Raw genomic sequence first — 25,987 nt, 5'->3', positions numbered from 1 at the left:
AACGGTTGTGCCTCATACAGGAGTTTCATCATGAAACCTGCGTTGATGATCGGTACGTTATGCCTCGCTTCGCTGGTAGTGGCCGGGTGTGCCAGCAAGGTTCAGCAACCGGATGAATACTCCGGATTTCTGAAAGATTACAGTCGGCTTAAGGACGCGCGCTCGCCTTCGGGGGCTGAGGTCATGCGCTGGGTTGACCCCAACATTAACGTCAACCAATACACCAGCGTGTATATAGAGCCGAGCCAGCTCTACCCGGCGCCAAAGCCCACTGAGAAAATCCCGCAGAGCACCTTGAACGCGATCACTCACTATTACGACGAAGCGCTCAAGCGTGAGATCAGTCAAGTGCTGCCGTTGGCCAGTGCGCCAGGCCCTGGTGTCATTGTGGTACGCCCGGCGATCACGGCCGTCAGCAGTCAAACTGAAAGCCTGGCGCCTTATGAATACATTCCGGTCGCTCTGGTAGCGGCTGCGGTGACAACGGCCTCGGGGATCCGCGACCAAGAGACCCAGCTATCAACCGAAGCGGTTTTTATCGACGGGAAAAATCAGAATGTCATCGCGCAGGTGGTGCGCAAAGGCACTGGCAAACCGCTGAGCAACGCCGACCAGGTGATGAAGGCGGATGATGTCAAGGCGGTGATCGATGGTTGGGCGTCTGATATGCGCCAGTCATTTCAGAAGGTCAAGCATTAGCAGGGCGCTCGTGCGTGGCCTGATCCCGTCGGCAGTCCCGGGAACATAAATTGTCATATCAGGCATGACATTTTATGTTCCGGGCGTAGGTCGTCTGCGCGTTTCGTGTTTAACTTCCGGCTCTTCAAAAACTGTTTAAAAGGACATCGTTCATGGCTCAAGTGACGCTTAAAGGCAACCCTGTTCAAGTCGACGGCGTGCTGCCTGCAGTAGGTTCCAAAGCGCCAGCGTTTTCGCTGGTTGCCGGTAATTTGTCCGATGTAACGCTGGCCGATTTTGCCGGTAAGCGCAAAGTGCTGAATATCTTCCCAAGCGTTGACACCCCGACGTGTGCAACGTCGGTACGTACTTTCAACAAACAAGCCAACGACGTTGCCAACACCGTGGTGCTGTGCATTTCGGCTGACCTGCCATTCGCTCAAGCGCGTTTCTGCGGCGCTGAAGGTCTGGAAAACGTACAGAACCTGTCGACTCTGCGCGGTGCCGAGTTCATCAAGAACTACGGCGTGGCAATCGCTGATGGCCCGCTCAAAGGCCTGACTGCTCGCGCAGTGGTTGTTCTGGACGAAAACGATACTGTGCTGCACAGCGAATTGGTTAAAGAAATCGCTGAAGAGCCTAACTACGAAGCAGCCCTGGCTGTTTTGAAGTAAGTCGTACAGCAACACCGAAAACGGCCTGGCATTGAATGCCAGGCCGTTTTTTATTGTGCGTAAACTTCAAATAACCAAACCGGTACACATAATGTCACACAGGCGCTAGAGACTCTGCGCGGCACAATTGAGGTAAGGGCTGTCACAGGTTTGGATCGTTTGATGTTGAGTGTTGGTGTTGAAATCCAAACAGATCAAAGTCTGAGCAAGCTCTTGTCGTGAATGTAAAGCTGGTCTTTGACGCGCTATAACGTAAATAGCCGGTAAAGAGACTTTTCATAACTGTCTGCACTGCTTATCTTTCAGGCTCCTGAAATTAAGCGCTCGCGCCCAACTGGTTGATCACTCAATGCAATCCTCTGTTTCCCACAAATCTCGTCGCTGGCTGGTTGGCCTGTTGATTTTGCTGATCGTTGTTGGCGTGAGCTGGTGGCTGTGGCCGTCGGCGGCAAAAAAAGCCCCGAATGCCCAGGCGTCCGGACACACCAGCCGCACGGGGGCGATGCGCCCCGGCTTTGGTGGTTCAACATTGCCGGTGCCGGTGTTGGTCGCTGATGTGACGCGAGGGGATTTCCCGATCTACTACAAGGCCTTGGGCACGGTCACTGCGCTGAACACCATCAATGTGCGCAGCCGTGTGGCGGGCGAGTTGGTCAAGGTCTACTTCAAAGAAGGCCAGATGGTTAAAGCCGGTGAGTTGCTGGCCGAAATCGACCCGCGCAGCTATCAGAATGCGTTGTTGCAAGCCGAAGGCACGCTGCTGCAGAACCAGGCCCAGCTCAAAAATGCCCAGGTGGATGTGCAGCGCTACCGCGGTCTGTACGCCGAAGACAGCATCGCCAAGCAAACCCTGGACACCGCCGAAGCGTTGGTCAGCCAATATCAGGGCACGGTCAAGACCAATCAGGCAGCGGTCAATGATGCCAAGCTCAACCTGGAGTTCACCAAGATTCGCGCGCCGATCAGCGGCCGTGTGGGCTTGCGCCAACTGGACGTCGGCAACCTGGTCGCCGCCAATGACACCACCGCGCTGGTGGTGATTACCCAGACCGAACCGATTGTGGTCAGCTTTACCTTGCCGGAAAACAACTTGTCATTGGTGCTGGAGCGCTATCGCAGCGGTGCAAAACTGCCGGTGCAGGCCTGGGACCGTGGCGACACCAAAGCGTTGGCCAATGGCGTGTTGAGCAGTATCGATAACCAGATTGATGTCACCACCGGCACCTTGAAGTTCAAGGCGCTGTTCGAGAACCGCGATCAGGCGCTGTTCCCCAACCAGTTCGTCAACGTCCACCTGCTGGCCGACACCCTCAAGAACGTGGTGCTGGCCCCGACGGCAGCGCTGCAATACGGCACCAATGGCTCGTTCGTCTATGCAATGGACGGTGATAAAAAGGTCACGATCCGCACTATCAAGCTGGGGGCCACCGATGGTGACCTGACGGTGGTCGAGGAAGGTCTGGAGCCGGGTGACCGGGTAGTGCTTGAAGGCACCGATCGCCTGCGTGACGGTAGCCACGTAGAAGTGGTCAACGACAGCAGCGAAGTGCCGACTTCTGCCGCCGAACAACTGCAAGGCGGTTCGGACGCGGATGCCGACCCAAGCGCCGCCAAAGCCAAGGGTATGGGCAAGGGCAAGGCGCACGAATGAATCTGTCGCGGCTGTTTATCCTGCGTCCGGTCGCAACCACGCTGTGCATGATCGCCATCGTGCTGTCCGGGATCATTGCCTATCGCTTGCTGCCGGTGTCGGCCTTACCCCAGGTCGACTACCCGACCATTAGGGTGATGACGCTGTACCCCGGTGCCAGCCCGGATGTCATGACCAGTGCCGTGACGGCGCCACTTGAACGTCAGTTCGGGCAGATGCCCGGCCTCACGCAAATGGCTTCGACCAGTTCGGGCGGCGCATCGGTGTTGACCCTGCGCTTCAACCTGGAAATGAATATGGATGTCGCCGAGCAGCAGGTGCAGGCGGCCATCAATGCCGCGACCAACCTGCTGCCCAAGGACTTGCCCGCGCCGCCGGTCTACAACAAGGTCAACCCGGCCGACACCCCGGTGCTGACCCTGGCGATTACCTCTAAAACCATGCTGTTGCCCAAGCTCAATAACTTGGTCGATACGCGTATGGCGCAAAAGATTGCCCAGATCAGTGGCGTAGGCATGGTCAGCATCGCCGGCGGTCAGCGCCAGGCTGTGCGGATCAAGGTCAACCCCGAAGCGCTAGCCGCCAATGGCTTGAACCTGTCGGATGTGCGCACGTTGATTGGTGCTTCTAACGTCAACCAGCCCAAGGGTAACTTTGACGGCCCCACCCGGGTGTCAATGCTGGACGCCAACGACCAGTTGAAAACCCCGCAGGAATACGCCGAACTGATTCTGGCCTACAACAATGGCGCGCCGTTGCGGCTCAAGGACGTGGCAGAAATCGTCGACGGTGCCGAGAACGAACGTCTGGCCGCCTGGGCCAATGAAAACCATGCGGTGCTGCTCAATATCCAGCGCCAACCCGGTGCCAACGTGATCGAGGTGGTAGACCGGATCAAGGCGCTGTTGCCGAGCATCACCAACAACCTGCCGGCCGGTATCGACGTCACGGTGCTGACCGACCGCACGCAAACCATCCGCGCCTCGGTGCGCGACGTGCAGCATGAATTGCTGATCGCCATCGCGTTGGTGGTGATGGTGACCTTCCTGTTTTTGCGCCGCGCCAGCGCCACGATCATCCCCTCGATTGCCGTGCCGTTGTCGCTGATCGGTACCTTCGGGGTGATGTACCTGGCCGGTTTTTCGGTCAATAACCTGACGCTGATGGCCCTGACCATCGCCACCGGTTTTGTGGTCGATGACGCCATCGTCATGCTGGAAAACATTTCGCGCTACATTGAAGAAGGCGAAACACCGATGCAGGCGGCGCTCAAAGGGGCCAAGCAGATCGGCTTTACCCTGATCTCGTTGACCCTGTCGCTGATTGCCGTGTTGATTCCGCTGTTGTTCATGGCCGATGTGGTCGGGCGGTTGTTCCGCGAATTTGCCATCACCTTGGCGGTGGCCATTCTGATCTCGCTGGTGGTATCGCTCACGTTGACGCCGATGATGTGCGCGCGCTTGCTCAAGGCCGAACCCAAGCCTGAAGAGCAGGGGCGTTTCTACCGGGCCAGCGGTGCGTTCATTGACTGGATGATCGCCGAGTACGGGCGCATGTTGCAGTGGGTGCTCAGGCACCAGCCGCTGACCTTGCTGGTGGCCATTGGCACCTTGGCGCTCACGGTCTTCCTGTACATGGTGGTGCCCAAGGGCTTTTTCCCGGTGCAGGACACGGGGGTGATCCAGGGGATTTCCGAAGCGCCGCAGTCGATTTCGTTCAGTGCCATGAGCCAGCGTCAGCAAGAGCTGGGCAAGATCATCCTGCAGGATCCGGATGTTGAAAGCCTGTCTTCTTACATCGGTGTGGACGGTGATAACGCCACGCTCAACAGCGGGCGCATGCTGATCAACCTCAAGCCCCACAGTCAACGCAGCGACAGTGCCACTGAGGTGATCGCCCGTTTGCAACCCCAAGTGGACAAGTTGGTGGGCATTCGACTGTTCATGCAGCCGGTGCAGGACTTGACCATCGAAGACCGCGTCAGCCGTACCCAGTATCAGTTCAGCTTGTCGTCGCCGGATGCGGAGTTGCTCAGCACCTGGACCCAAAAGCTGGTAACGGCCTTGAGCGAGCAGCCTGAATTGACCGACGTTGCCAGCGATCTGCAAGACAAAGGCTTGCAGGTGTACCTGGTGATCGACCGCGATGCGGCTTCCCGTCTTGGAGTGTCGGTGGCCAATATTACTGATGCACTGTACGACGCGTTCGGGCAGCGGCAGATTTCGACCATCTACACCCAGGCCAGCCAGTACCGCGTGGTGTTGCAGGCCAAGGATGGCGAAAAGATCGGTCCGCAATCGCTGGAGCAGATTCACGTCAAGACCACTGACGGCGGGCAGGTGCGACTGTCCAGTCTGGCCAAGGTTGAAGAGCGCCAATCGCAGTTGTCCATCTCTCACATCGGCCAATTCCCCTCGGTCATGGTCTCGTTCAACTTGGCTCCCGGTGTGGCGCTTGGGCAGGCGGTTGAGCTGATTGATCAGGTGCAAAAAGACATCGACATGCCGATTGGCGTGCAGACCGAGTTCCAGGGCGCTGCGCAAGCCTTCCAGGCGTCGTTGTCAAGTACCTTGCTGCTGATCCTCGCAGCGGTGGTGACCATGTACATCGTGCTGGGGGTGCTCTACGAGAGCTACATTCACCCGATCACCATCCTCTCGACCTTGCCCTCTGCCGCGGTCGGTGCCTTGTTGGCGCTGATTCTCAGCGGCAACGACCTGGGCATGATCGCGATCATCGGCATTATCTTGCTGATCGGTATCGTGAAGAAAAACGCGATCATGATGATCGACTTCGCACTTGATGCCGAACGCAACCAGGGCATGGCCCCGCAGGAGGCGATTTACCAGGCGGCCCTGTTGCGTTTCAGGCCGATCTTGATGACCACCCTGGCGGCGTTGTTCGGTGCGGTACCGCTGATGCTGGCCACCGGCTCCGGCGCTGAACTGCGCCAGCCGCTGGGGCTGGTGATGGTGGGCGGTTTGCTGTTGAGCCAGGTGCTGACGTTGTTTACTACCCCCGTTATTTATCTGGCGTTTGATCGGATGGGACGGCGCTTTGGGAAGTCCGCTTCCAAAGAGGTGGTGGCATGAGGGCGGGAGCTACAGGCGGCAAGCTGCAAGCGGCAAGACACAAGCACAAGCAGATGACGAGCGAGTTACTGGCTTCTCGCTTGCGGCTTGAAGCGTGCAACTTGAGGCTGGCGTCATGAACCTCTCCGGCCCGTTTATCAAACGCCCGGTGGCGACCATGCTGCTGAGCCTGGCAATCATGTTGCTGGGCGGTGTGAGTTTTGGTTTGTTGCCGGTGTCGCCGCTGCCACAGATCGATTTTCCGGTAATCGTGGTGTCCGCCAGTTTGCCGGGCGCCAGCCCCGAGGTCATGGCTTCGAGCGTGGCCACGCCGCTGGAGCGATCCTTTGGTGCGATTGCCGGGATCAATACCATGAGCAGCCGTTCGAGCCAGGGTTCGACACGGGTGATTCTGCAGTTCGATCAGGACCGCGACATCAATGGTGCGGCCCGTGAGGTGCAAGCGGCGATCAACGCTTCGCGCAACTTGCTGCCCAGCGGTATGCGCAGCATGCCGACCTACAAAAAGGTCAACCCGTCGCAAGCACCGATCATGGTGCTGTCCCTGACCTCCGATGTGCTGCCCAAGGGTGAGCTTTACGACCTGGCGTCGACCATCCTCTCGCAAAGCTTGTCGCAGGTGCCGGGTGTGGGCGAGGTGCAGATTGGCGGCAGTTCGTTGCCAGCTGTGCGTATCGAGCTAGAACCGCAACTGCTTAATCAGTACGGCGTGGCGCTGGATGACGTGCGCAACACCATTGCCAACGCCAACGTGCGCCGCCCCAAGGGTGCGGTATCGGACGAGGAGCGCAACTGGCAGATTCGCGGCAATGACCAACTGGAAAAAGCCAAGGATTATGAGCCGCTGGTGATTCGCTACCAGGACGGCGCCGCCTTGCGCCTGGGCGATGTGGCCAAGGTCAGCGACAGCGTTGAGGACCGCTACAACAATGGCTTCTTCAACAACGATGCCGCGGTCTTGCTGGTGGTCAACCGCCAGGCCGGGGCTAACATCATCGAGACCGTGAACACGATCAAGGCCCAGTTGCCGGCGCTGGAGGCGGTGCTGCCGTCCAGCGTCAAACTGAACATCGCCATGGACCGTTCGCCGGTGATCAAGGCCACCTTGCACGAAGCGGAAATGACCTTGCTGATTGCCGTGGCGCTGGTGATCGTGGTGGTGTTCCTGTTTCTGGGTAACTTGCGTGCTTCGCTGATCCCGACCCTGGCGGTGCCGGTGTCATTGGTGGGCACGTTCGCCATCATGTACCTGTACGGGTTCTCACTGAACAACCTGTCGTTGATGGCGCTGATCCTGGCCACCGGGCTTGTGGTGGACGATGCCATCGTGGTGCTGGAAAACATCTCGAGGCACATCGACTCCGGGATTTCACCCCTCAAGGCTGCGTACCTGGGGGCCAAGGAAGTCGGGTTTACCTTGCTCTCGATGAACGTCTCGCTGGTGGCGGTGTTCTTGTCGATCCTGTTTATGGGCGGGATTATCGAAAGCCTGTTCCGGGAGTTTTCGATCACCCTGGCAGCTGCCATTGTGGTGTCGCTGGTGGTTTCGCTGACCTTGACGCCGATGCTCTGCGCGCGCTGGCTCAAACCCCATGTGCCGGGCACCGAGAACGCCATGCAGCGCTGGAGCATCCGGATCAATGACCGCATGGTGCTCGGCTATGCCCGTAGCCTGGATTGGGTCTTGCGGCACAAGCGCCTGACGTTGCTGAGCCTGCTGGTGACCATCGGGGTCAATGTGGCGTTATACGTGGTGGTGCCCAAGACCTTTATGCCGCAACAGGACACCGGGCAACTGATTGGCTTTGTGCGCGGCGATGACGGCCTGTCGTTCAGCGTCATGCAGCCGAAGATGGAAATCTTCCGCAAGGCGGTGATGGACGATCCGGCCGTGGACAGTGTCGCGGGCTTTATAGGCGGCAACAACGGCACCAACAACGCGTTGATGCTGGTCCGTCTAAAGCCCATTACCGAGCGCAAGATTTCTGCGCAAAAGGTCATTGAGCGGCTGCGTGACAACATGCCCAAGGTCCCGGGCGGGCGTCTGATGCTCATGGCAGACCAGGACTTGCAGTTTGGCGGTGGCCGCGAGCAAACCAGCTCGCAGTATTCCTACATCCTGCAAAGTGGCGACCTGGGTGCTCTACGCACCTGGTATCCGAAAGTGGTAGCCGCCTTCAAGGCGATGCCCGAACTGACCGCCATTGATGCCCGGGAAGGGCGAGGCGCGCAGCAGGTCACGCTGGTGGTAGACCGTGATCAGGCCAAGCGCCTGGGGGTCGACATGAGCATGGTCACCACAGTGCTGAACAACGCTTACAGCCAACGGCAAATCTCGACCATCTATGACAGCCTGAACCAGTACCAAGTGGTGATGGAGGTCAATCCCAAATACGCCCAAGACCCGGAAACCCTGAATCAGGTCAAGGTCATCACCGCCGATGGTTCACGGATTCCACTGTCGACCATCGCGCACTACGAGAACAGCCTGCAGGACGACCGGGTCGAACACGAAGGCCAGTTCGCGTCCCAGAGCATCTCTTTTGACATGGCCCCGGGCGTGTCGCTGGAGCAGGGCACCGCGGCGATCGAGAGGGAAGTCGCCAAGCTGGGCCTGCCTGAAGAAGTGATCGTGAAAATGGCCGGTACTGGCGATGCCTTTGCGGCCACGCAAAAAAGCCAGCCCTTCATGATCCTGGGGGCGCTGGTGGCGGTGTATCTGGTGCTGGGCATCCTGTACGAAAGCTATATTCACCCGCTCACCATCCTCTCGACCTTGCCGTCGGCGGGTGTCGGCGCGTTGCTGAGTATCTACCTCACGGGGGGCGAATTTAGCCTGATTTCATTGCTCGGGATTTTCCTGCTGATCGGCGTGGTGAAGAAAAACGCGATCCTGATGATCGATCTGGCCTTGCAGCTGGAACGACATGCCGGGCTTGATCCGCAAGCGTCGATTCGCAGCGCCTGCCTGCAACGTTTGCGGCCGATTCTGATGACCACGCTGGCGGCCATCCTTGGGGCCTTGCCGTTGATGCTCAGCCATGCCGAAGGTGCCGAAATGCGTCAGCCCTTGGGCCTGACGATCATCGGCGGGCTGGTCTTCAGCCAGATCCTGACCCTTTACACCACCCCGGTGGTTTACCTCTATCTCGACCGTGCGCGCCATCGCTTCAACAAATGGCGCGGCGTGCGTACTGATGCTGCTCTGGAAACTGCGCTATGACCTCTCGTTTGCTAAATCTTGCGCCGGCCTTGTCGCCCCAACGCTGGGCGCTTGCCCGTGGCTCGCGCCTGCTGGGCCTGGCGTTGACTGGCGTATTGCTCAGCGCCTGCGCCGTGGGGCCGGACTACCAACGCCCGGAGCTGACAGCACCGCCGCAGTTCAAAGAGGCTGAAGGCTGGACCCAGGCCAACCCCAGCGATGCGCTGGAGCGGGGCGCCTGGTGGGAGCTGTACAGGGACCCGCAACTCAACGCGCTGGTGGCAAAGCTCAACAGCAATAACCAGACGGTTGCGCAGTCTGAAGCGCAGTTTCGCCAGGCTCAGGCCTTGGTGCGCAATGCCCGCGCGGCGTTCTTCCCGAGTGCTGACCTGAGCGTGGGCAAAACCCGCTCCAGCCAGGGCACCGGCAGCTCCAACTCCAGCCTGACCAGTACCAACAGCGGTATCCGTGACACGTTGAACGCACAGGTTGGGGTCAGTTGGGAGGCCGATGTCTGGGGCAAATTGCGCCGCGGCCTGGAAGCCAACGAAGCCAGTGCCCAAGCCAGCTATGCGGACCTGGCAGCGATGCGCTTGAGCCAACAGTCGGAATTGGTGCAGAACTACCTGCAATTGCGGGTTATCGATGAGCAAAAGCGTTTGCTGGAAGCCACCGTCGAGGCGTATCAGCGCTCGTTGAAAATGAGCGAAAACCAGTACCGTGCCGGGATCTCGGGCAAAGATGCGGTGGCACAGGCGCAAACTCAATTGCGCAATACCCAGGCCAGCCTGATCGACCTGATCTGGCAGCGAGCGCAGTTTGAAAACGCGATCGCCGTGCTGACGGGCCAGGCGCCGGCAGGTTTCAAACTGGCAGAAGTCAACGACATTCCCAAGCTGCCAGCGATTCCGGTCAGCTTGCCGTCACAGCTGCTGGAGCGCCGCCCGGACATTGCCTCGGCGGAGCGTTCGATCATTGCTGCCAACGCCAACATTGGCGTAGCCAAGGCGGCTTACTACCCCGATTTCAGCCTGAGCCTGTCGGGCGGCTACAGCAGCAGCCAGTATCAGGACTGGATCAGCGTGCCGAACCGCTTTTGGTCGGTAGGGCCGAAAATCTCATTGCCGCTGTTCGATGGTGGTCAGCGTTCGGCCGAGGTGGACCGTAACGAAGCGGTGTATGACCAGACCGTGGCCAAGTACCGCCAGACTGTGCTCGATGGCTTCCGTGAAGTGGAAAACTACATGGTGCAGTTGAAAGTGCTGGGGGATGAAACAGCGGTGCAAGAGCAGGCATTGGAATCGGCCCGCGAATCATTACGTCTCACGACTAACCAGTACAAGGCGGGTCTGATCGCTTATCTGGATGTGGTCACTGTGCAGACCACCGCCCTGAGCACCGAGCGCAGCGTCCTGAACTTGCTGCAAAGCCGCTTGATCGCCAGCGTGCAGTTGATCGCCGCACTGGGTGGCGGCTGGGACGGGAAGATGGAAGTGAGCGAGCGCTAGAGCCTCCTGGATTGTAATCAAACGATCGCGAGGCTGGCTCGCGCCTGCTGTCACAGCGCGCTCTGTCGCGACTGAGCAAGCATGGGGGGCGCGGTCACTGCGCAGCGACTGTTCGGTTTTGGCTTCAATCAGCATGAAACGTGAACCGGTCCTTGCCGCTGTTTTTGGATACGTACAGTGCCTTGTCTGCCTTGGCCAGGCTTTGGTTGAGGGTGTCGTTATCTGCCACCCTGGCCAGGCCAATGCTGATGGTGACCGAGTATTCATACGGGTCTTCGCGTACCTGGCGGCACAAGGCATCCATCAGTACTTCAACGTCCTCGCGGCGAACGCCCGACACGTACACCGCAAACTCTTCGCCCCCCAGGCGGGCATATTCATGGTCTTGCATGACGGCTTTGATATTCGCGGCCGTGCGCTTGAGAACTTCATCGCCAATGTCATGGCCGAATTGGTCGTTAACTTTCTTGAAATTATCAATGTCGATCATCGCCAGGTAATGGTCGTGTACCCGTGGCTGGATGCCTAACTGATTGCCTGCGCGGGTCATGAAGGAGCGGCGGTTTGGAATTTCGGTCAAGGCGTCAACATAGGCTTGTTCGACCAACAGTTTGGACAAGGTGTAGTTGAGCAGCTTCACATGGCGCAATTTGAAGAAGCAATAAGTGGTCAGGCTCGCCAAAAAGACGTAATAGCAGGCGACCATGCTGCCGCGCAGGTCCATGATCGTCATCTCAGTCATCAAAAACGGGCTCAGGACCACGCCTGTAACCGCTGCCGTGGCGATAAAGCCCCAGCGACTCAAAGGCAGGATCGAAGCGCTGTAGAGGATGCTTGAGGTCGCCAATGTCAACCAGACGGCTTGTGCGACTTCTGGCAAGCCTTCAATCAGCAGACGTATGCCAATGCTGATCACCAACACAAAGAACACGTTCAGCACGTTGAATTGCTGGGCTGTGCGCAAGAAGCTGATAGGGATGGTGAGGATGATCAGTGTGCCGACAATCAGCAGGGACAAACCGGTGAAACCCTGACCGCCCTTGGTGCTGACGATCACGTCAAACATCAGCCAGATGACGACGCTGACGATGTAGGTGAGGCTGCAAAAAGTTCGCAGCCTTTCAAAGTCGTGTTGGGCAAATTCAGCTTGCAAGGCGGGCGGGGCGGCTTGCCGGGATACTTCACTCTCGATGGTTTTGAGCATTTCTGGCCTTGATCATGGGGAGTCTTGCCCGGTTGATCATGTGTTTATGAACACTGGCCGTCCAGGCGTCACAGCAATAACCCTAGCAGGAGTTTGCAGGTTATTGATGCACGCCTTTACAGAGTATGTGAACGCCGTCTGGTTATGGATTTTCAGCAAAGACTTCGCGCACGCTGCGACGACGCGCATTGTGCTCGCTGGCGCGGACCAGAGCCTCCAGGTCTTCCGGCGTCACGTCAATAAACGCGTCCATCTGCTCCATGGCTTTTTGCAGGTCTGCGGCGGTAATGCCGGTGTCTCCAGGCTCGGTCGGGGCCAGAACTGCAGGGGGCGGATCGGCGTTTATTTTTGGGTAGCGCACACGCGTGAGGTTGTTGTAGAGCATCGCCGTCAACAACATGCACACGGCGCTGAGCATTACCGGGGCGAGCATGCCCCAGCCCAGGCGGGCGCTGTCCGGGTCTGCCAGTACGACCAGCAGGGCCAACGCTCCTGCCGGCGGATGCAGACAGCGCAGCAGGCACATGATGACCAGCGCCAAGCCTACGGCCAGGCACGCGCTGTCCAGGTTGCGGCCGAAAAAGTGCACCACGCACAACGACACCACCGTTGCACATAGATAGCCACCGACAATCGACCAGGGTTGCGCCAATGCCCCTGAGGACACAGCAAACAGCAGAATGGCCGACGCTCCCAGAGGGCCTATCAAGTGCATCGCCACGGGCAGGCCAAAGAACAGGCTACAGATCCAGACACACAACAACGTGCCCAGTGAGACGCCTATTGCAGCGCGGCTCCATTCGGTGGGGCGGGTATTCGTGGCCGCAGGCAACAGGCGGCTGATCCAGCTGTTTTGCATGGTGGGCAAATCCGGTATTTGGCAACGAAGAGATAAAAAAAGGGCTGTGCGGGTTTCCCGGCAAGCCCTTAAAGGTGTTCCTTATTGGGGGAGGAACGTGCGCAGTGTGCTCGTCCTGTTATCAGTCCGCAAATTCATAATAATGATGATTAACTGCAATTTATTTGAGTTATTCGCGGGTATTGCCTACGTCATGGGCTGATGTGGCCGCTAGGCGGAAGTCAATGCGGGGTCCGTTGTGTTCGCCTTCAACTTGCCGAGCACGCGGTCATGCACGTCATTGCTGAGCAACTGACTTTCAACCATACCTTGCAAACCACAACTGTTGGCCAGCGGCACCTTCAGCAGGAGCAGGGCATCGCGCAGAGTGATCAGTCGTCCCAGTTCAGGCATGCTCACAGCGCCCTCTGCCGGGGACGTTACAGCCAGGCTTGGCTCAGGTGCGGGTTGATTGTCGGCAAACAAGGAGTAAGTCATCACGTCGCGCCCCTATAGAAAGCTATTGAATATCTGGTAGTGCCGTCGGCCCGCAAAAGCTTTCTGCACGTGTCGATACAAGCAGTGACATATCGATCATTTACTTGGCTTGGGATATGGGATTGGGTCGAGCGATTGTAAAGCGCGTCCAGGGCGCAGTATTGTCAGGCAGAGCGTAACTACTCATAAGATTTGCGCAGAATTTCGTGGGATTTTTCATTGCCTGTGAAGGGAGTCTTGTAGCGGCCAAATCCTACGCGGCTAGGGCTAGAGACGTACCTCAGTCGAATCAGGTTCTTACTTATTTTTACAACGCTGTAATAAGTCGAAGTATTTTCAAGCGACCTTGAAGATGGCAGGGTTCGTCCACCGCTTCGAGGCTTGCCACCTTGGGTGATCATTTTCAGCCGCGTGACTGAATTTCTTGCTATAAACGCACTCCATTAGCCCCTGTGAACGCTTTTTTCGTCGCTTTCCACGTTTGGCTGGACAAATAGCTGTCATTTCAGTTGCTGACTCGATAAGTCGGCCTTAGACTGCCGCCCCTCGTAAATTGAGTGCCGGGTGGCGCTTGAGATAGATGGCACCTAACGGGGTTGGATGAAGAACGGTCATAACGCTCCCTAATTCGCCTTAATGCACGTATTTTTTATAGAGAAATCAATGACAAAGGATAAGTTGCTGGCCATGCCGGCGGATGACTACATGAATGCCGAGCAACACACTTTTTTCACTGAGCTGTTGCAAAGCATGAAGGTTGAAACCCACGAACGTATCGAGCAGAACCGCATCGCGATCGAGAGCCTGGACACTCCGGCCGATCCTGCAGATGCCGCGTCGGTTGAAGAAGAGCGCACCTGGTTGGTGAACTCGATCGATCGTGATCAGCGCATGCTACCTCAGCTTGAACAAGCTCTGGAACGTATCAAAGATGACAGCTTCGGCTGGTGCGATGACAGCGGCGAGGCCATTGGCCTGAAACGCCTGCTGATCAGCCCGACCACCAAGTACTGCATCGAAGCTCAAGAGCGTCATGAGCAAATCGACAAGCATCAGCGTCAAGCCTGAGTGCCTGACCTTGCCGGGGCCTTATGGCCCCGGTCGCTTTGGGCTCTGCCGGTATTCACCTGGCTGCCCGTCCTGCACTGTAAAACCTTGCACCACAACCTCCGCACGTTGAGCAGGCCCCTCCCGTCAGGCACCTTCTGGTTGCGCGGCTTTTATACGCGTGACGGATCTGATCGAGGGTGAAATTCATGGGTGATTCAAGCAACAGCAGGCGCGAGTTGCGTGTGGGTTTGTTTTTTGACGGAACGGCCAATAACCAATTCAACAGCGCCACCGGCCTGGAGCGTCTAGCGCAAGGCTTAAGCGTTGAGGCAGGCAGCAGCTACGCCAATGCAACGACCAATATCGCCGCGTTGCACCAGCATTACCCGGTGCAACAGGTGTTCGGCGCTGACGGCCGTGCCATAACTTCCCTGTATATCAGTGGTATCGGCACCACCACTGGCGCTGTGGACACGCGCTTTCCAGCGCAGAGTTATGGCCGCGGCGGCAGTGGGGTTGTGGGCAAGGCCGAGGAGGCTTGCGCGCAACTGTTTGAGTGTCTGACGCGTTTCCTTCAGGACCCGGCATCTCCGGCCCTGGGCCGACTGCGACTGGACATTTTCGGGTTCAGTCGCGGCGCCGCGGCAGCTCGGCATTTTGCCAACCTGATCAAAAGCCACTCACGTCCATGGCCGTTCACTACCGCCACCGATTTTGAGTGCGTGATCGACTTTATCGGCTTGTTCGATACCGTCGCTGCTATGGGGGGGCTTGCCGATAAAGGCGATATCAGCGACGACATTAATCCCGGCCTCGATCTGTATCTGAGCCCTGACTGTGCGCAGTACGTCGTGCAATTGGCGGCCCGTGATGAGCAGCGGCGCAACTTTTCGCTGAACAGCATTACCCCGCAGTGGCCAATGCAGATAGCTGTCCCTGGCGTGCATGCCGACGTCGGCGGCGGCTATCCGGCGCTGATGATCGAGCACGTGTTCCTGACGCGCTGGCAGACCAACCTGGTCAGCCCATCCACGCCGATCAAGCTGACACAGGCCTGGCAGAGGGCGACTGCCGAACTGGCGCAGTGGCAGGCCAGGGATTTACTGGACCCCAGCGACCCGGATCGCTTGCTGGACGTACGCACCGATACACGCCGCGAGGGCAGTCGCGAAGACCCGATGCAACAGGTAATGGCCGCGGTGTTCATGCAGCGTCGGGTGTTTGGCGATTTGTCGCGAGTGTATTTGCGCATCATGCACAGCCTGGCGTGCGAGCGCGGTGTGCCGTTCAAGGCGTTGAGCGAGGCCGCTTGCGCGTTACCGGATGAACTGATGCCCATTGAGGCCGCACTGCAGGTGCAGGTACGTCAGGGGCGTGTTGGCCTGACCGAGGCGCAGGAGCGTATGTTGCGCCAACGTTATATCCATCAATCAGCTAACTGGAATGCTTCGGTTGGTTCGGGGCAAGGGATTGTGGATCAGGCTTTTTTCAATCGGCCTCAAGCGGGCGGACGCCTGGTGCACGAGCAAAAGACAACGGATTACGTGTAAGTGGGCAATCCGATTGTTACAAGCCATGCAATGCATCTATTCGGTACATAGCTTTTTCAGTGAGCAATGAAGCACTAAGATAGCCAACATCGTTAGGTGACTAACTAATTGGTGGAGTGAACCTCATGATCAATAAGGTCGATGTAGCCGTGATGATCGGCAGCGGTGTGCCTCAAAGCTTGCGTGCCTTGGGCCAAAAGGTCTGTTGGGTCGTGTTGGTGAATGGGGAGCAGCGAGGTACGGCCTTTTCCAGTCGGGATGAAGCCCAAGAGTGCCGCGCTGCCTGGTTGGCGCAACTGGGCGCCAACCTTCGCACAGAGCGAGGGCACGCTCAGCGTGCTTGATGCAGACGCTCGTTCAGTTCGTCGATCACCAGCGCCCAATTATCGTCAGCGCCAATCTTCTCTTTCAGAAACTGGGATTGAGCAGGTGTCCAGAAGGGTGCATCGGCCAGTTTGACGTCTTCAGCGAGTGTGGGCGTGTCGCGAAAAAAGTTATTGATCGATTGCTCGTCGGCGTCCAGTCCCAGTTGCTCAAACAGGGCTTGCAGGGTGATAGGTGTATCGTCCATTGTCATCTCCTTAAGTGAATGGCCACTTTATCTGAGGCCTGTGAACGCAAAGAGTTCGAAGCCATTAGGGTTTGTTCCGGTTTCATTGCAAGACGCGTTGCTGGGAAGTACCCAACCACGCTTCTGGCGCCTTGCCCTGCACTATGTGGACTTTCGTCGCGGCTGCTAAGAAACGGGAACGGATCCGAGACAGGCTGACGGGCGTTTAAAATGCGTTTAAGCGTTTAAGCGTTTAAAGCACCCGTATCGACGGCTTCTTTCAATTGCCTGGCGGACTCCATGCCAGCAATTTTTGCCAGTTCGGCGGTTTTGAACCAGCGGTCTTTTTCCACCTGGTGGTAAAGGATTTTGTTCGGGGAGGTTTTGGGTCGCATTACGATGACGGCCTGGAACTCCCCATCGACATCTTTAACGTCACCCCGGATGAAATACTCGCCAATATCAAATTCCGTCACGTGTCATGATTCCTTGCAAATAAGGGTGTGCAGAGAGTCTGGCGGCATGGGCCAGGCCAATTTTTGAGCCAGTATGGCAGCAGTTGGCAGGTTGTGGCGCAGTTAACGCGTGCGTGCGACGAAAGCCCTGTTGAATAGAGGGCCAATCAGGCAGAAAATAAGGTGCTGGCTTAATCGTGAACAGTATGTGTATACCCATTCTCGCTCATGAGTCGGTAGAATAGCGTCCCAACTGAGTACAAACCGATGTGTGCGAGCACATAACCTGGCTATTTTCCTTCATGCTCTGGTGCTTGTTTGCCGGCGTAATCCAGGCGGTAATCCATTATTATTTACGTCACATGCCACCCCTGACTCCAGCAGTCAGGTCAACTTCTCGTATTCGGTTTTCCATGGGTGGATGAGGCCTTTTTGCTGCCTGTTTTCAGCGGGCGGTTTCATTTTTTTGTATTGAGGGCTTTTCGTTGGCAGTCAGCAATTTGGAGATGCATGCTTTATTTGTGTTGGGTGACTTGCGGGCCCGTTTGGTAAAAATGTTTCACTCGCGCTTTGTTTACGTCACCGAGCAAACTGCAGAAGGTATTTACATCGCTGAAATCGATACCGAAACAGCGTTGGTTGTAGACGACAAGCCAGGCCTGAAGCTCAAGGTAGGTGACCATTTCAGTGCCGCAGTCATGCCCAGTCGTGAGGGTGGCAAGCTAGATATCAAGTTTCGTGAAATCAAAATGACGGTCTACGGCATTGGTGACTATGCCTACGTCAGTTCACCTCTGGGTGAAGGGATTGTGTTCAAAGAAGGTCAAACCGTCATGCTGGTGTTTGCGGCCACCGAACAACTTGAAGCAGGCTTGAGCAAAACCTTGAAGGCCGTGACGGCCAAGGCAGCCAAATGGCGCAAGGGTGAGTTGACCTTCAAGGCCAGTAAAGAGTGACGATTGCCCGCAGTGAGTTTCATCAGCAGCATCTTGAGCAGGCCAAGGCCAAGGCTGCTGAATTGTTTGCCCAGCGTCCGGTACTCAAGGGGGCATGGTTGACTTGGGTGGCGGGGCAACTTTACACCTTGCGCCCCGCCGAATACGCCAGCATGGTCCGCCGCGAGCTGCAGCGTTTGCAGGCTGCGAGCTGTTGAGAAGCAGTACCTGTGCATTCAGAGAGACAAGTCCGCAGGGGAGTGTTCTCCTGGCAGCAGGCTTTCGAAAATGATGTGTACGCTAGCGTAATACTCGCCCTGGCGAAAACCTTCTACTGGTACAACTGCCTCTATATGCAGTGGCAAGCGTGCTCCAGTCCACGCATCTTTTTCACTGACCACCTGTGAACTGTGCAGCCCTATTGTGTAGTGATTAAACATCACTTTCAGGCCGATGTTGTCTCTGCCATTAGGCAAAAGATGTGAGCAGACGCTCATTGCGCAGCCTGGAACGGCCCGCAGAAATACATGAGGCCGTCCATAACCTGCGTCATGCGTTGCAGCTGCACCGTGGCCACTGGAGCCCGGCAGAGATTGCGCGTGTGCACACCCTGCTGAACAACACCGCCAAGGCCATCGTGGATGGCCCCGTAAAAGAGTAAAGCCGTAGCCTGTGGCTACGGCTGCAGGCCCTTTTGGTGAGTCTTGATAGCAGAGGCTGAAGATGTGTTTTAAACCGCAACCGCAAACCGAGGAATGGGCTTGCGCATCAACGTGCCCACCAGCAGTGCGCCCAGCAATGACAGCAATCCGGCCACCCACAGCACGGTGCTGAAACCTTCTACAAACGCCTGGGTCGCTAGCGGCTGTATCTGTACCTGTGCCGCCAACGGCAGTTGGCCAAGAGCCCCTGTCAGATCGCCGGCCACTACCCGTGAAGCTATAAAGTGAGTGTGTTCCAGCCATGGCGAGGCGATGTGCACAAGGCTGGCTTGCAGATTCTGTTCGGTGTGCCCGCCCAGCAACGCGCCGTATACGCCGATGGCCAGGACAATGGCGCTAAAACGCATGGTAGTGCTCATGCCGGATCCCATCCCGACCCGGTCACGCGGTACGCACGCCATGATGTTCTTTTGTGTATCGCCGTTCAGCAGTCCGGCTCCGGCGCCCGTCACGGCAGTGGTGAGCGCGAAACTCAGGTACCCGCCATGAGCCACTGCCCAGGCACTGAGCAAATTGCCGCAGCCCACCAGGGCCAAGCCCAGCGCCATCATGTTCGCGGGGCTGAAACGTGACGCCATACGCGCGCCAATGCGCGGGCAGATCAACATGGTCAGGGCAAAAGGCAGCATGCCCAGCCCCGAGAGAATGGCGCTCAAGCCCAGGCCGTTTTGCAGGTAAAACGGCAGTAAGGTCATCATCACCTGAGCGCACCCGGCATAGGCAAACATGCCCAGCAGCGCACCGATGAACCGCGGGTGACGAAACAGTTGCAGGTCGATCATCGGCCGCTGCTGCACCGACTCGATCCACACAAACAGCGCCAACAGCAGCCCGCCGCCACACAACCGGATATAGGTCAGCGAGTTGTCCCAGCCAATGCGGTTGGCTTCGATCAAGCCCCAGATCAGGCACAGCAAGCTGGCGCTGAACGCCAGGCTACCCCAAGGGTCGAGCCGTGAAGATTGCGGATCGCGAGATTCATCAATGGCATGACGCACCAGCGCCATCAGCACCAAACCAACCGGCAGATTGAGGTAGAAAATCCAGCGCCAACCCAGGTACTCGGTGATCAGGCCGCCCAATGTCGGCGCGGCGGTCATCGCCACGCCCATGCACGCACCCCAGAACGCCCAGGCTTTGGCTCGTTCGACCTCATCATGGAAGGCATGCCCGATGGAAGCCAGTGCCGAGGTCAGCAACAGCGCGGCGCCGACCCCTTTGACCGCGCGGGCGATTTCCAGCAACAGGCTGTTGGGCGCCGCTGCGCATCCAAGGGATGCCAGGATGAAAATGCTCAAGCCCCAGATCAAGGTGGTCTTGCGACCGATCCGGTCGGCAATGCTTCCGGCCGGCAGCAGCAAAGCGGCAAACGCCAGCATATAAGCGCTGACCACCCATTCGATGTCGACAAAGTTGGCGCCCAAGTCACGGGCAATGGTGGGCAGGGTGACCGCGACGATGTTGGTGTCGAGCACGATCAATGAGCACACCCCGCTGGCGGTGAGCAGGGTCAGTCGTGGGCTGACGGTTTTCATGGGCGCTGCCTCGCGCCAAGCAAGGACGTTACTTTGCGAGTAATCAAGTTGACGAGCATGTTCATGTCTCTCTAGTGTGGCTGTGCCAACAGGGTATCGCTGCGCCAGCCGAGTTGCGTTAGCTGGCCGCCTGAACTTCATTACCTTTGAGCTAACGCTGCCATGGAAATACGTCACTTCCGCTACTTTCTGGCGGTTGCCCAGCACTGCAACTTTACCCGTGCCGCCGAAGTGCTGGGCATTGCGCCGCCGACGTTGAGTCGTCAGATCCAGGACCTGGAAAACGCCCTCGGAGTGCGTTTGTTTGTACGTGAACAGCGCCATGTCAGCCTGACCGAAGCGGGGCAGGCGCTGTTGCCTGAGGCCGACGCCACTGTGCGCCAATTCGAACTTGCCCAGCGCCATGCACAGCGGGCCGGTCGTGGTGAGACCGGCCATATCGAACTGGGTTATGTCGCCTCGGCGGTGTATTCGGGTGTCTTGCAGCGCCAGGTGAAGGCATACGCCGAGGCCTCTTCAGAGGTCAGCCTGAGCGTGCGCGAAGCGCCGATGGCCAGTTTGCCAACGATGGTGGCTGAAGGGCGCTTTGACCTGGGTTATGTGCGCTCACCGATGGCACTGCCTCCCGAACTGGATGCCATTCGTCTGAACAGTGAAGGTTTTGTGCTGGCGTTCGCCGCCGATGCATGGCTCACTCGGCTTAAACAGATCAATGCTGGCCACTTGCAGCATGAGACGTTCATTTTGCCGGAGCAGATCAGCGGTACTTTGCAGGTGGCGGCCCAGGGGGGCTATGCCCCCAAGCTGGGGCCGCAGCCGGGTGGCCTGGTGGCGGTAATCGCCCTGGTGTCGCTGAACCGCGGCGTAGCCGTAGTGCCGGCCTGCGTGGTAGGGCACATCAGCTTGCCAAATGTGCTGTATCGCACCATTGAGGGGTGTGACGCGACTTCGTGGTTGTCGTTGATCTATCGCCGATTTGAAAAGTCAGCGGCGGTCGTGCGTTACATAAACAAGGTCAAGCGTGAAGCGAGCGCCCAGATCCCTTGAGGTCTGTTACCGTTTCACTGAAAGGCGCGTTCCAGGGCGAAGTTGCTTGAGGCTTATTGGGAACAACCCAACCATGCTTCGTGCGCCTTTCCCTGTAGCAAGGGGGCTATCTTCGCGGCCGCAATGAAACGGGAACAGACCCTAGCATTTACGTGCGTTGGTTTCAGGAAGCAGTACAATCGCGCATTTTCCACCGGGCATGGATGCAGTTCCGGATCGTTCAAGAGAAGGCTCATGGTCGCTGCAACATACTCACCCGCCCTGGTTTTTATTTCTGTCTGCGTCGCGATTCTTGCGTCGTATACCGCGCTTGATCTGACCGGACGAATTGCCACCGCACGTGGGCGCACAGCCTATCTGTGGATGGGCGGCGGCGCCCTGGCCATGGGTTTCGGGGTCTGGTCCATGCACTTTATAGGGATGCTGGCCCTGGAGTTGCCATTGGAGCTGGGCTACGACGTGGGGCTTACCCTGTGGTCGCTGGTGGTGGCGATTCTGTCCTGCGGTTTTGCCTTGTGGCTGGTCAGCCAGCCGAGCCTGCCCGCCCTGCAATTGCTGTTTGGCGCCTTGATCATGGGGGCGGGGATCAGCGCCATGCACTACAGCGGCATGGCCGCCCTGAAGATGCAGCCCGGCATTGATTACGACCCAGCCCTGTTCGGCCTGTCGCTGGTGATCGCCGTAGGCGCTTCGGCGGCGGCGCTGTCCATTGCCTTTCGCCTGCGCAAGCAAACCCCCTATGTGCGCCTGATTCGCGCCGGTGCCTCGGTGATCATGGGGCTGGCAATTGTCGGCATGCATTACACCGGCATGGCGGCGGCGAATTTCCCGGTGGGCAGTTTTTGCGGCGCGCTGGTGGGCGGCTTGAGCGGCAAAGGCCTGGACAATCTGGTACTGGTGTCCAGCCTGGCCGTGTTGGTGATCGCGCTGCTGACCTCGATCTTCGACGCACGCCTGGATGCCCGCACACGGGCCCTGGCCGACTCGCTGACCCTGGCCAACGAGGAACTCACCCAACTGGCCCTGCATGACACTTTGACCGGGCTGCCCAATCGCATTCTGCTGGCTGACCGGATCAGCCAGGCGATGGGCAAAGTGACGGAGCAGGGCGGGTGCTTTTCGCTGATGTTCATTGACTTGGACGGCTTCAAGCCGGTCAACGATGCTTTTGGCCATCACGTGGGCGACCGTTTGCTGCGTGAAGTGGCCTTGCGTTTGCGCGAGCAGTTGCGTAGCCAGGACACCCTGGCGCGCATCGGTGGCGATGAATTTGTCTTGCTGGTGCGTTTGAGCGAGCCCGATGATGCACCGCAAGTGGCCACCCGGCAAGTCAGCCTGTTAGCCAAGAGCTTTCGCGTGGATGAGCATGATCTGCAGATTTCCGCGAGTATCGGTATTGCCCTATACCCCGGCAATGGCCAGACCGCCGAAGAATTGCTGATGAACGCGGACGCCGCGATGTACCACGCCAAGGGCGGGGGCAAGAACGGCTACAGTTTCTTTGACGTGTCGATGAACACCAATGCGCGTAAACAGCTGCAACTGCTGCAGGACTTGCGTCACGCGCTGGAAGACAATCAGTTCCGCCTGCATTACCAGCCCAAGTTTGATGCCAGCAACGGCAAGCCGGTCGGTGCCGAGGCCTTGTTGCGCTGGGAGCATCCGCAACAAGGCCTGCTGCAGCCAGACGACTTTATCGAGCTGGCTGAAAAAACCGGCTTGATCATTCCCATTGGCGAGTGGGTGCTCAACGAAGCCTGTCGGCAAATGCGCATCTGGTTCGACGAGGGCTATAGCCACTGGCGAATTGCGGTCAATCTGTCGGCCTTGCAGTTTTGCTATTCGGGGCTGGTCGACAGTGTGGTCGCTGCGCTGGAGCGCAACCACTTGCCGGCAAACAGCCTGACCCTGGAGATCACCGAAACCACTGCCATGAGCGATGCCGATGCGAGCATGACGGTGCTGCAAAAGCTGTCACACATGGGCGTCGACCTGTCCATCGATGACTTCGGCACGGGCTATTCCAGCCTCATGTACCTCAAGCGCCTGCCCGCCAACGAGCTGAAAATTGACCGGGGGTTTGTGCGTGACCTGGAACATGACAGCGACGATGCGGCAATTGTCTCGGCGATTGTTGCGTTGGGCCAGGCGTTGGGTTTGCGGATCGTCGCGGAAGGCGTTGAGACCGACACCCAGCAAAGCTTCCTGACCACCCTGGGGTGTGATTCCCTGCAAGGTTTTCTGCTGGGGCAACCGCTTCCGGCTGAGCAATTCATGATGGACATTCATCGCGCCGAGCACCCGGTATCCGACAAACCGACTCCAGCCTGACAAAACCGCTGCTTCGCGGTTACTCTGTGGCAAATCCACAGGTTGAATGGGGAGCGCGTATTTATGGATAGAGTCATCGTGATCACCGGTGGTAGTCGCGGCATTGGCGCAGCCACTGCCGTACTGGCGGCGCAACAGGGTTACCGGATTTGCATCAACTACCAGTCTGACGACACGGCGGCCCATGAAGTGCTCGACCAAGTGCGTGCGCTGGGAGCTCAGGCCATCGCCGTTCGGGCAGACGTGAGCGACGAGGACGAAGTCATCAGCCTGTTCTCGCGGGTTGACCTTGAACTGGGGCAGGTCACGGCGCTGGTCAACAATGCGGGCACCGTGGGGCACAAGTCCCGGGTCGACGAAATGTCCGAGGTGCGTATCCTGCACACCCTTAAAACCAACGTGTTGGGCCCTATCCTGTGCGCCAAGCACGCGGTGTTGCGCATGTCACCGCGTTATGGCGGGCAGGGTGGCAACATTGTCAATGTCTCCTCGGTGGCCGCGCGGCTGGGCTCGCCCAGCGAGTACGTCGACTATGCCGCCTCCAAAGGCGCGCTCGACACCTTCACCCTGGGCTTGTCCAAAGAGCTGGCGGGTGAGGGCATTCGGGTAAACGCCGTGCGCCCAGGCTATATTTTCACCGACTTCCACGCCCTGAGCGGCGACCCCGGGCGGGTCAGTAAACTTGAACCGCTGATCCCCATGGGCCGCGGTGGCCGCCCTGAAGAAGTCGCCGAAGCTATCATCTGGCTGCTTTCGGACAAGGCTTCCTACACCACCGGCACCTTCCTGGACCTGGGCGGAGGGCGCTAGCAAAGTGTCGAAGTGAGCTTGCCTCGCGATCTTTTAAAAAATCAAAAGATCGCGGGGCGCACGATTTGTTCTAAACAAGCGGATTGCAATTGCGTTCAATCTGCCGATAATGCGACTTATTGCTATTTAAGTCTGGTTATCTATTGTGTCTACTCATCTGGATCCCAAAGCCCTGCTGGCGAGCCTGTATCACGACAATCATGTGTGGTTGCGCGGCTGGCTGGGGCGTCAGGTGCGTTGCCCGCAGGATGCGGCTGATTTGACCCAAGACACTTTTTTGCGCGCTTTTGACGCGCAACAACTGGACCGTATCCAGGAGCCTCGCGCCTACCTCAGTACCGTTGCCCGCCGGCTGCTGTGCTCCCTCTGGCGTCGCCGCAAACTCGAGCAGTCGTATCTTGAACAACTGGCTGAACTGCCGGAAGACCATGCGCCATCGGCTGAAGACATCGCCCTGGTGCGCGAGGCCATCGAAGCCATCGATCGGGCGTTGGAAGGTCTGCCCCAGCGGGTCAAACGGGCCTTTTTGCTGAGCCGCCTCGAGGGCATGCCGCATCTGGCCATCGCTGAACTGTTGGGTGTTTCGCTGGCAACCGTAGAGCGTGATTTGCGTCGTGCCTTTGTTCATTGCTTGTCACAAACGGCGGACTGAACATGAGCAAAACCAAGGTCGACCCCATCACCCGCGCAGCCATTGACTGGGTGCTGCGGCTGGAATCGGGCCAGGCGTGCCCTTCGGAGCGGCAGGTATTCAAAGCCTGGCTGGCTGAAAACCCGGAACACAAGGCGGCCTGGCAGCGCGTAGCCGGGTTGTTGAAGTCGCCGCTGAGCGACCTGCAATCAGTTGATCGTCGTAGCCCTGGCCAATTGCAAGCCGCAAGCAAAGCCATTCTGGGCACCACCTCGTCTTCAGGTAAAAAAGCCCTGCAAGGCGGTTTGTTGCTGTTGCTGCTGGGTCTGGGGACTGCTGGTGTTGTTGATCGAGTCACACCGCTGGCGGGCTTGATGGCCGATGAACACACCGGGACCGGTGAACGCAAAACCATTGAGTTGGCCGATGGCAGCCGCCTGACCCTTAATGCGCGCAGCGCGGTCGATATCGAATTCAGTGCCGGGGAGCGCCGCGTGCGGTTGCGAGAAGGTGAGCTGCAAGTCGATGTGGCCGCCGATCCCGGGCGTCCGTTTGTCGTGGCGACCGGACAAGGCCAGGTCCAAGCCCTGGGTACACGCTTCATGGTGCGCCAAGGCACCGATGAAAGCCTGGCCAGCGTGCAGCAGCACAGCGTGCAACTGGATACCTCGGGCGGATTGCGACGGCTGATTGAAACGGGTCAGGCGGTGTCGTTCACGACCCTCCAGATTGATCCACAAACCCCGTCGTCACGCAGTCAGGCCGATTGGCTGCAAGGCCGGGTCGAATTGCAGGATGAACCGTTGTCGGCCTTGATCGAGGCCTTGCGCCCTTATCAGACCGGCGTTGTACGCATCAGCCCGGAAGCGGCGCGGGTGCGAGTCTTTGGCGTTTTCCCGTTGGATAACCCGGCACACGCCCTGAATGCCGTGGCGCAAACCTTGCCGATCACTGTGAAGCGCTATGGGCCTTGGCTGACGGTGGTTGACGTGCGTCGCTAAAAACAACCGAATACGAATTATTTAC

Annotated in this window: 22 protein-coding genes and 1 pseudogene; 17 read left to right on the top strand and 6 right to left on the bottom strand. The window is 58.1% G+C overall.

The genetic code is table 11. From position 1 onward, the window contains the following. Positions 1-30: 30 nt before the first annotated feature. The 6 genes from NTD86_RS22405 to NTD86_RS22380 all read left to right on the top strand — a co-directional run bounded on the left by NTD86_RS22405 (position 31) and on the right by NTD86_RS22380 (position 10,805). Positions 31-699 carry a DUF3313 domain-containing protein gene (locus NTD86_RS22405; RefSeq protein WP_262205526.1) on the top strand — a complete coding sequence of 223 codons (669 nt, stop codon included), beginning with the start codon at positions 31-33 and terminating at the stop codon, positions 697-699. 152 nt (positions 700-851) lie between these two features. Next, a complete protein-coding gene (gene tpx, locus NTD86_RS22400; protein WP_153327417.1) occupies positions 852-1,352 on the top strand; it encodes a thiol peroxidase in 501 nt (166 codons plus the stop codon). Between the two features lie 349 nt (positions 1,353-1,701). Further along, on the top strand, positions 1,702-3,003 hold the full coding sequence (locus NTD86_RS22395; RefSeq protein WP_262205525.1) for an MdtA/MuxA family multidrug efflux RND transporter periplasmic adaptor subunit: 1,302 nt from the start codon (positions 1,702-1,704) through the stop codon (positions 3,001-3,003). Further along, positions 3,000-6,095, top strand: a complete 3,096-nt coding sequence (locus NTD86_RS22390; RefSeq protein WP_262205524.1) for an MdtB/MuxB family multidrug efflux RND transporter permease subunit — start codon at positions 3,000-3,002, stop codon at positions 6,093-6,095. The genes NTD86_RS22395 and NTD86_RS22390 overlap by 4 nt, the downstream gene beginning before the upstream one ends. A gap of 115 nt (positions 6,096-6,210) precedes the next feature. Beyond that, entirely contained in the window at positions 6,211-9,318 is a 3,108-nt protein-coding gene (locus NTD86_RS22385) for an efflux RND transporter permease subunit (RefSeq protein WP_262205523.1), read from the top strand. Beyond that, positions 9,315-10,805: an efflux transporter outer membrane subunit gene (locus NTD86_RS22380; RefSeq protein ID WP_262205522.1), complete on the top strand. Its 1,491-nt coding sequence runs from the start codon at positions 9,315-9,317 to the stop codon at positions 10,803-10,805. Before NTD86_RS22385 ends, NTD86_RS22380 begins: the two co-directional genes overlap by 4 nt. Positions 10,806-10,929: 124 nt before the next feature. Here the strand turns inward: NTD86_RS22380 and NTD86_RS22375 are convergent, their stop codons facing one another. The 3 genes from NTD86_RS22375 to NTD86_RS22365 form a co-directional block, all read right to left on the bottom strand. Beyond that, the gene (locus tag NTD86_RS22375) at positions 10,930-12,009 is read right to left on the bottom strand and encodes a GGDEF domain-containing protein (RefSeq protein WP_262205520.1); all 1,080 of its coding nucleotides are present in this window, start codon (positions 12,007-12,009) and stop codon (positions 10,930-10,932) included. A gap of 142 nt (positions 12,010-12,151) precedes the next feature. Further along, the gene (locus NTD86_RS22370; protein ID WP_262205518.1) at positions 12,152-12,868 is read right to left on the bottom strand and encodes an HPP family protein; all 717 of its coding nucleotides are present in this window, start codon (positions 12,866-12,868) and stop codon (positions 12,152-12,154) included. Between the two features lie 210 nt (positions 12,869-13,078). Continuing rightward, on the bottom strand, positions 13,079-13,345 hold the full coding sequence (locus tag NTD86_RS22365) for a hypothetical protein (protein ID WP_262205516.1): 267 nt from the start codon (positions 13,343-13,345) through the stop codon (positions 13,079-13,081). 663 nt (positions 13,346-14,008) lie between these two features. On the opposite strand from NTD86_RS22365, the gene NTD86_RS22360 reads away from it, so the two are divergent. The 3 genes from NTD86_RS22360 (at position 14,009) to NTD86_RS22350 (ending at position 16,289) form a co-directional block, all read left to right on the top strand. After that, positions 14,009-14,413, top strand: a complete 405-nt coding sequence (locus NTD86_RS22360; RefSeq protein ID WP_262205515.1) for a TraR/DksA family transcriptional regulator — start codon at positions 14,009-14,011, stop codon at positions 14,411-14,413. Between the two features lie 188 nt (positions 14,414-14,601). Next, the gene (locus NTD86_RS22355; protein WP_262205514.1) at positions 14,602-15,945 is read left to right on the top strand and encodes a DUF2235 domain-containing protein; all 1,344 of its coding nucleotides are present in this window, start codon (positions 14,602-14,604) and stop codon (positions 15,943-15,945) included. Positions 15,946-16,070: 125 nt separating this feature from the next. Continuing rightward, positions 16,071-16,289, top strand: coding sequence for a hypothetical protein (locus NTD86_RS22350; RefSeq protein WP_262205513.1), 219 nt, complete (start codon positions 16,071-16,073; stop codon positions 16,287-16,289). Here the strand turns inward: NTD86_RS22350 and NTD86_RS22345 are convergent. Both NTD86_RS22345 and NTD86_RS22340 read right to left on the bottom strand, forming a co-directional pair. Next, entirely contained in the window at positions 16,277-16,516 is a 240-nt protein-coding gene (locus NTD86_RS22345) for a DUF2789 domain-containing protein (protein ID WP_262205511.1), read from the bottom strand. The genes NTD86_RS22350 and NTD86_RS22345 overlap by 13 nt on opposite strands. Before the next feature lie 224 nt (positions 16,517-16,740). Continuing rightward, on the bottom strand, positions 16,741-16,971 hold the full coding sequence (locus NTD86_RS22340; RefSeq protein ID WP_262205509.1) for a hypothetical protein: 231 nt from the start codon (positions 16,969-16,971) through the stop codon (positions 16,741-16,743). A gap of 464 nt (positions 16,972-17,435) precedes the next feature. Between NTD86_RS22340 and NTD86_RS22335 the strand changes: the two genes are divergently transcribed. The 3 genes and pseudogenes from NTD86_RS22335 to NTD86_RS22325 all read left to right on the top strand — a co-directional run. Continuing rightward, positions 17,436-17,906, top strand: coding sequence for a hypothetical protein (locus tag NTD86_RS22335; protein WP_262205508.1), 471 nt, complete (start codon positions 17,436-17,438; stop codon positions 17,904-17,906). Then, positions 17,903-18,103 carry a hypothetical protein gene (locus NTD86_RS22330; RefSeq protein WP_262205507.1) on the top strand — a complete coding sequence of 67 codons (201 nt, stop codon included), beginning with the start codon at positions 17,903-17,905 and terminating at the stop codon, positions 18,101-18,103. The genes NTD86_RS22335 and NTD86_RS22330 overlap by 4 nt, the downstream gene beginning before the upstream one ends. 260 nt (positions 18,104-18,363) lie before the next feature. Then, positions 18,364-18,546, top strand: a pseudogene (locus NTD86_RS22325) (PadR family transcriptional regulator); the annotation flags it as partial. A 69-nt stretch (positions 18,547-18,615) separates the two neighbouring features. On the opposite strand, the gene NTD86_RS22320 reads toward NTD86_RS22325, so the two are convergent. Further along, complete coding sequence (locus NTD86_RS22320; RefSeq protein WP_262205506.1) at positions 18,616-20,142, bottom strand: MFS transporter; 1,527 nt, start codon at positions 20,140-20,142, stop codon at positions 18,616-18,618. A 162-nt stretch (positions 20,143-20,304) separates the two neighbouring features. Here NTD86_RS22320 and NTD86_RS22315 point away from each other — a divergent pair, with 162 nt between their 5' ends. The 5 genes from NTD86_RS22315 to NTD86_RS22295 all read left to right on the top strand — a co-directional run bounded on the left by NTD86_RS22315 (position 20,305) and on the right by NTD86_RS22295 (position 25,962). Next, the gene (locus NTD86_RS22315; protein WP_262205505.1) at positions 20,305-21,189 is read left to right on the top strand and encodes a LysR family transcriptional regulator; all 885 of its coding nucleotides are present in this window, start codon (positions 20,305-20,307) and stop codon (positions 21,187-21,189) included. Between the two features lie 234 nt (positions 21,190-21,423). Next, the gene (locus NTD86_RS22310) at positions 21,424-23,520 is read left to right on the top strand and encodes a putative bifunctional diguanylate cyclase/phosphodiesterase (protein WP_262205503.1); all 2,097 of its coding nucleotides are present in this window, start codon (positions 21,424-21,426) and stop codon (positions 23,518-23,520) included. A 63-nt stretch (positions 23,521-23,583) separates the two neighbouring features. Beyond that, entirely contained in the window at positions 23,584-24,330 is a 747-nt protein-coding gene (locus NTD86_RS22305; RefSeq protein ID WP_262205502.1) for an SDR family oxidoreductase, read from the top strand. A gap of 145 nt (positions 24,331-24,475) precedes the next feature. Continuing rightward, positions 24,476-24,982, top strand: coding sequence for a sigma-70 family RNA polymerase sigma factor (locus tag NTD86_RS22300; RefSeq protein ID WP_262205501.1), 507 nt, complete (start codon positions 24,476-24,478; stop codon positions 24,980-24,982). A 2-nt stretch (positions 24,983-24,984) separates the two neighbouring features. After that, positions 24,985-25,962 (top strand): FecR family protein, encoded by a 978-nt coding sequence (locus tag NTD86_RS22295; protein WP_262205500.1) that lies wholly within the window; start codon positions 24,985-24,987, stop codon positions 25,960-25,962. Positions 25,963-25,987 lie beyond the last annotated feature (25 nt).

Origin of the sequence: Pseudomonas sp. 7P_10.2_Bac1 (assembly GCF_025465935.1) — a bacterium.
Classification (GTDB): Bacteria; Pseudomonadota; Gammaproteobacteria; order Pseudomonadales; family Pseudomonadaceae; genus Aquipseudomonas.
This window is presented reverse-complemented; position numbering and strand designations above follow the sequence as displayed.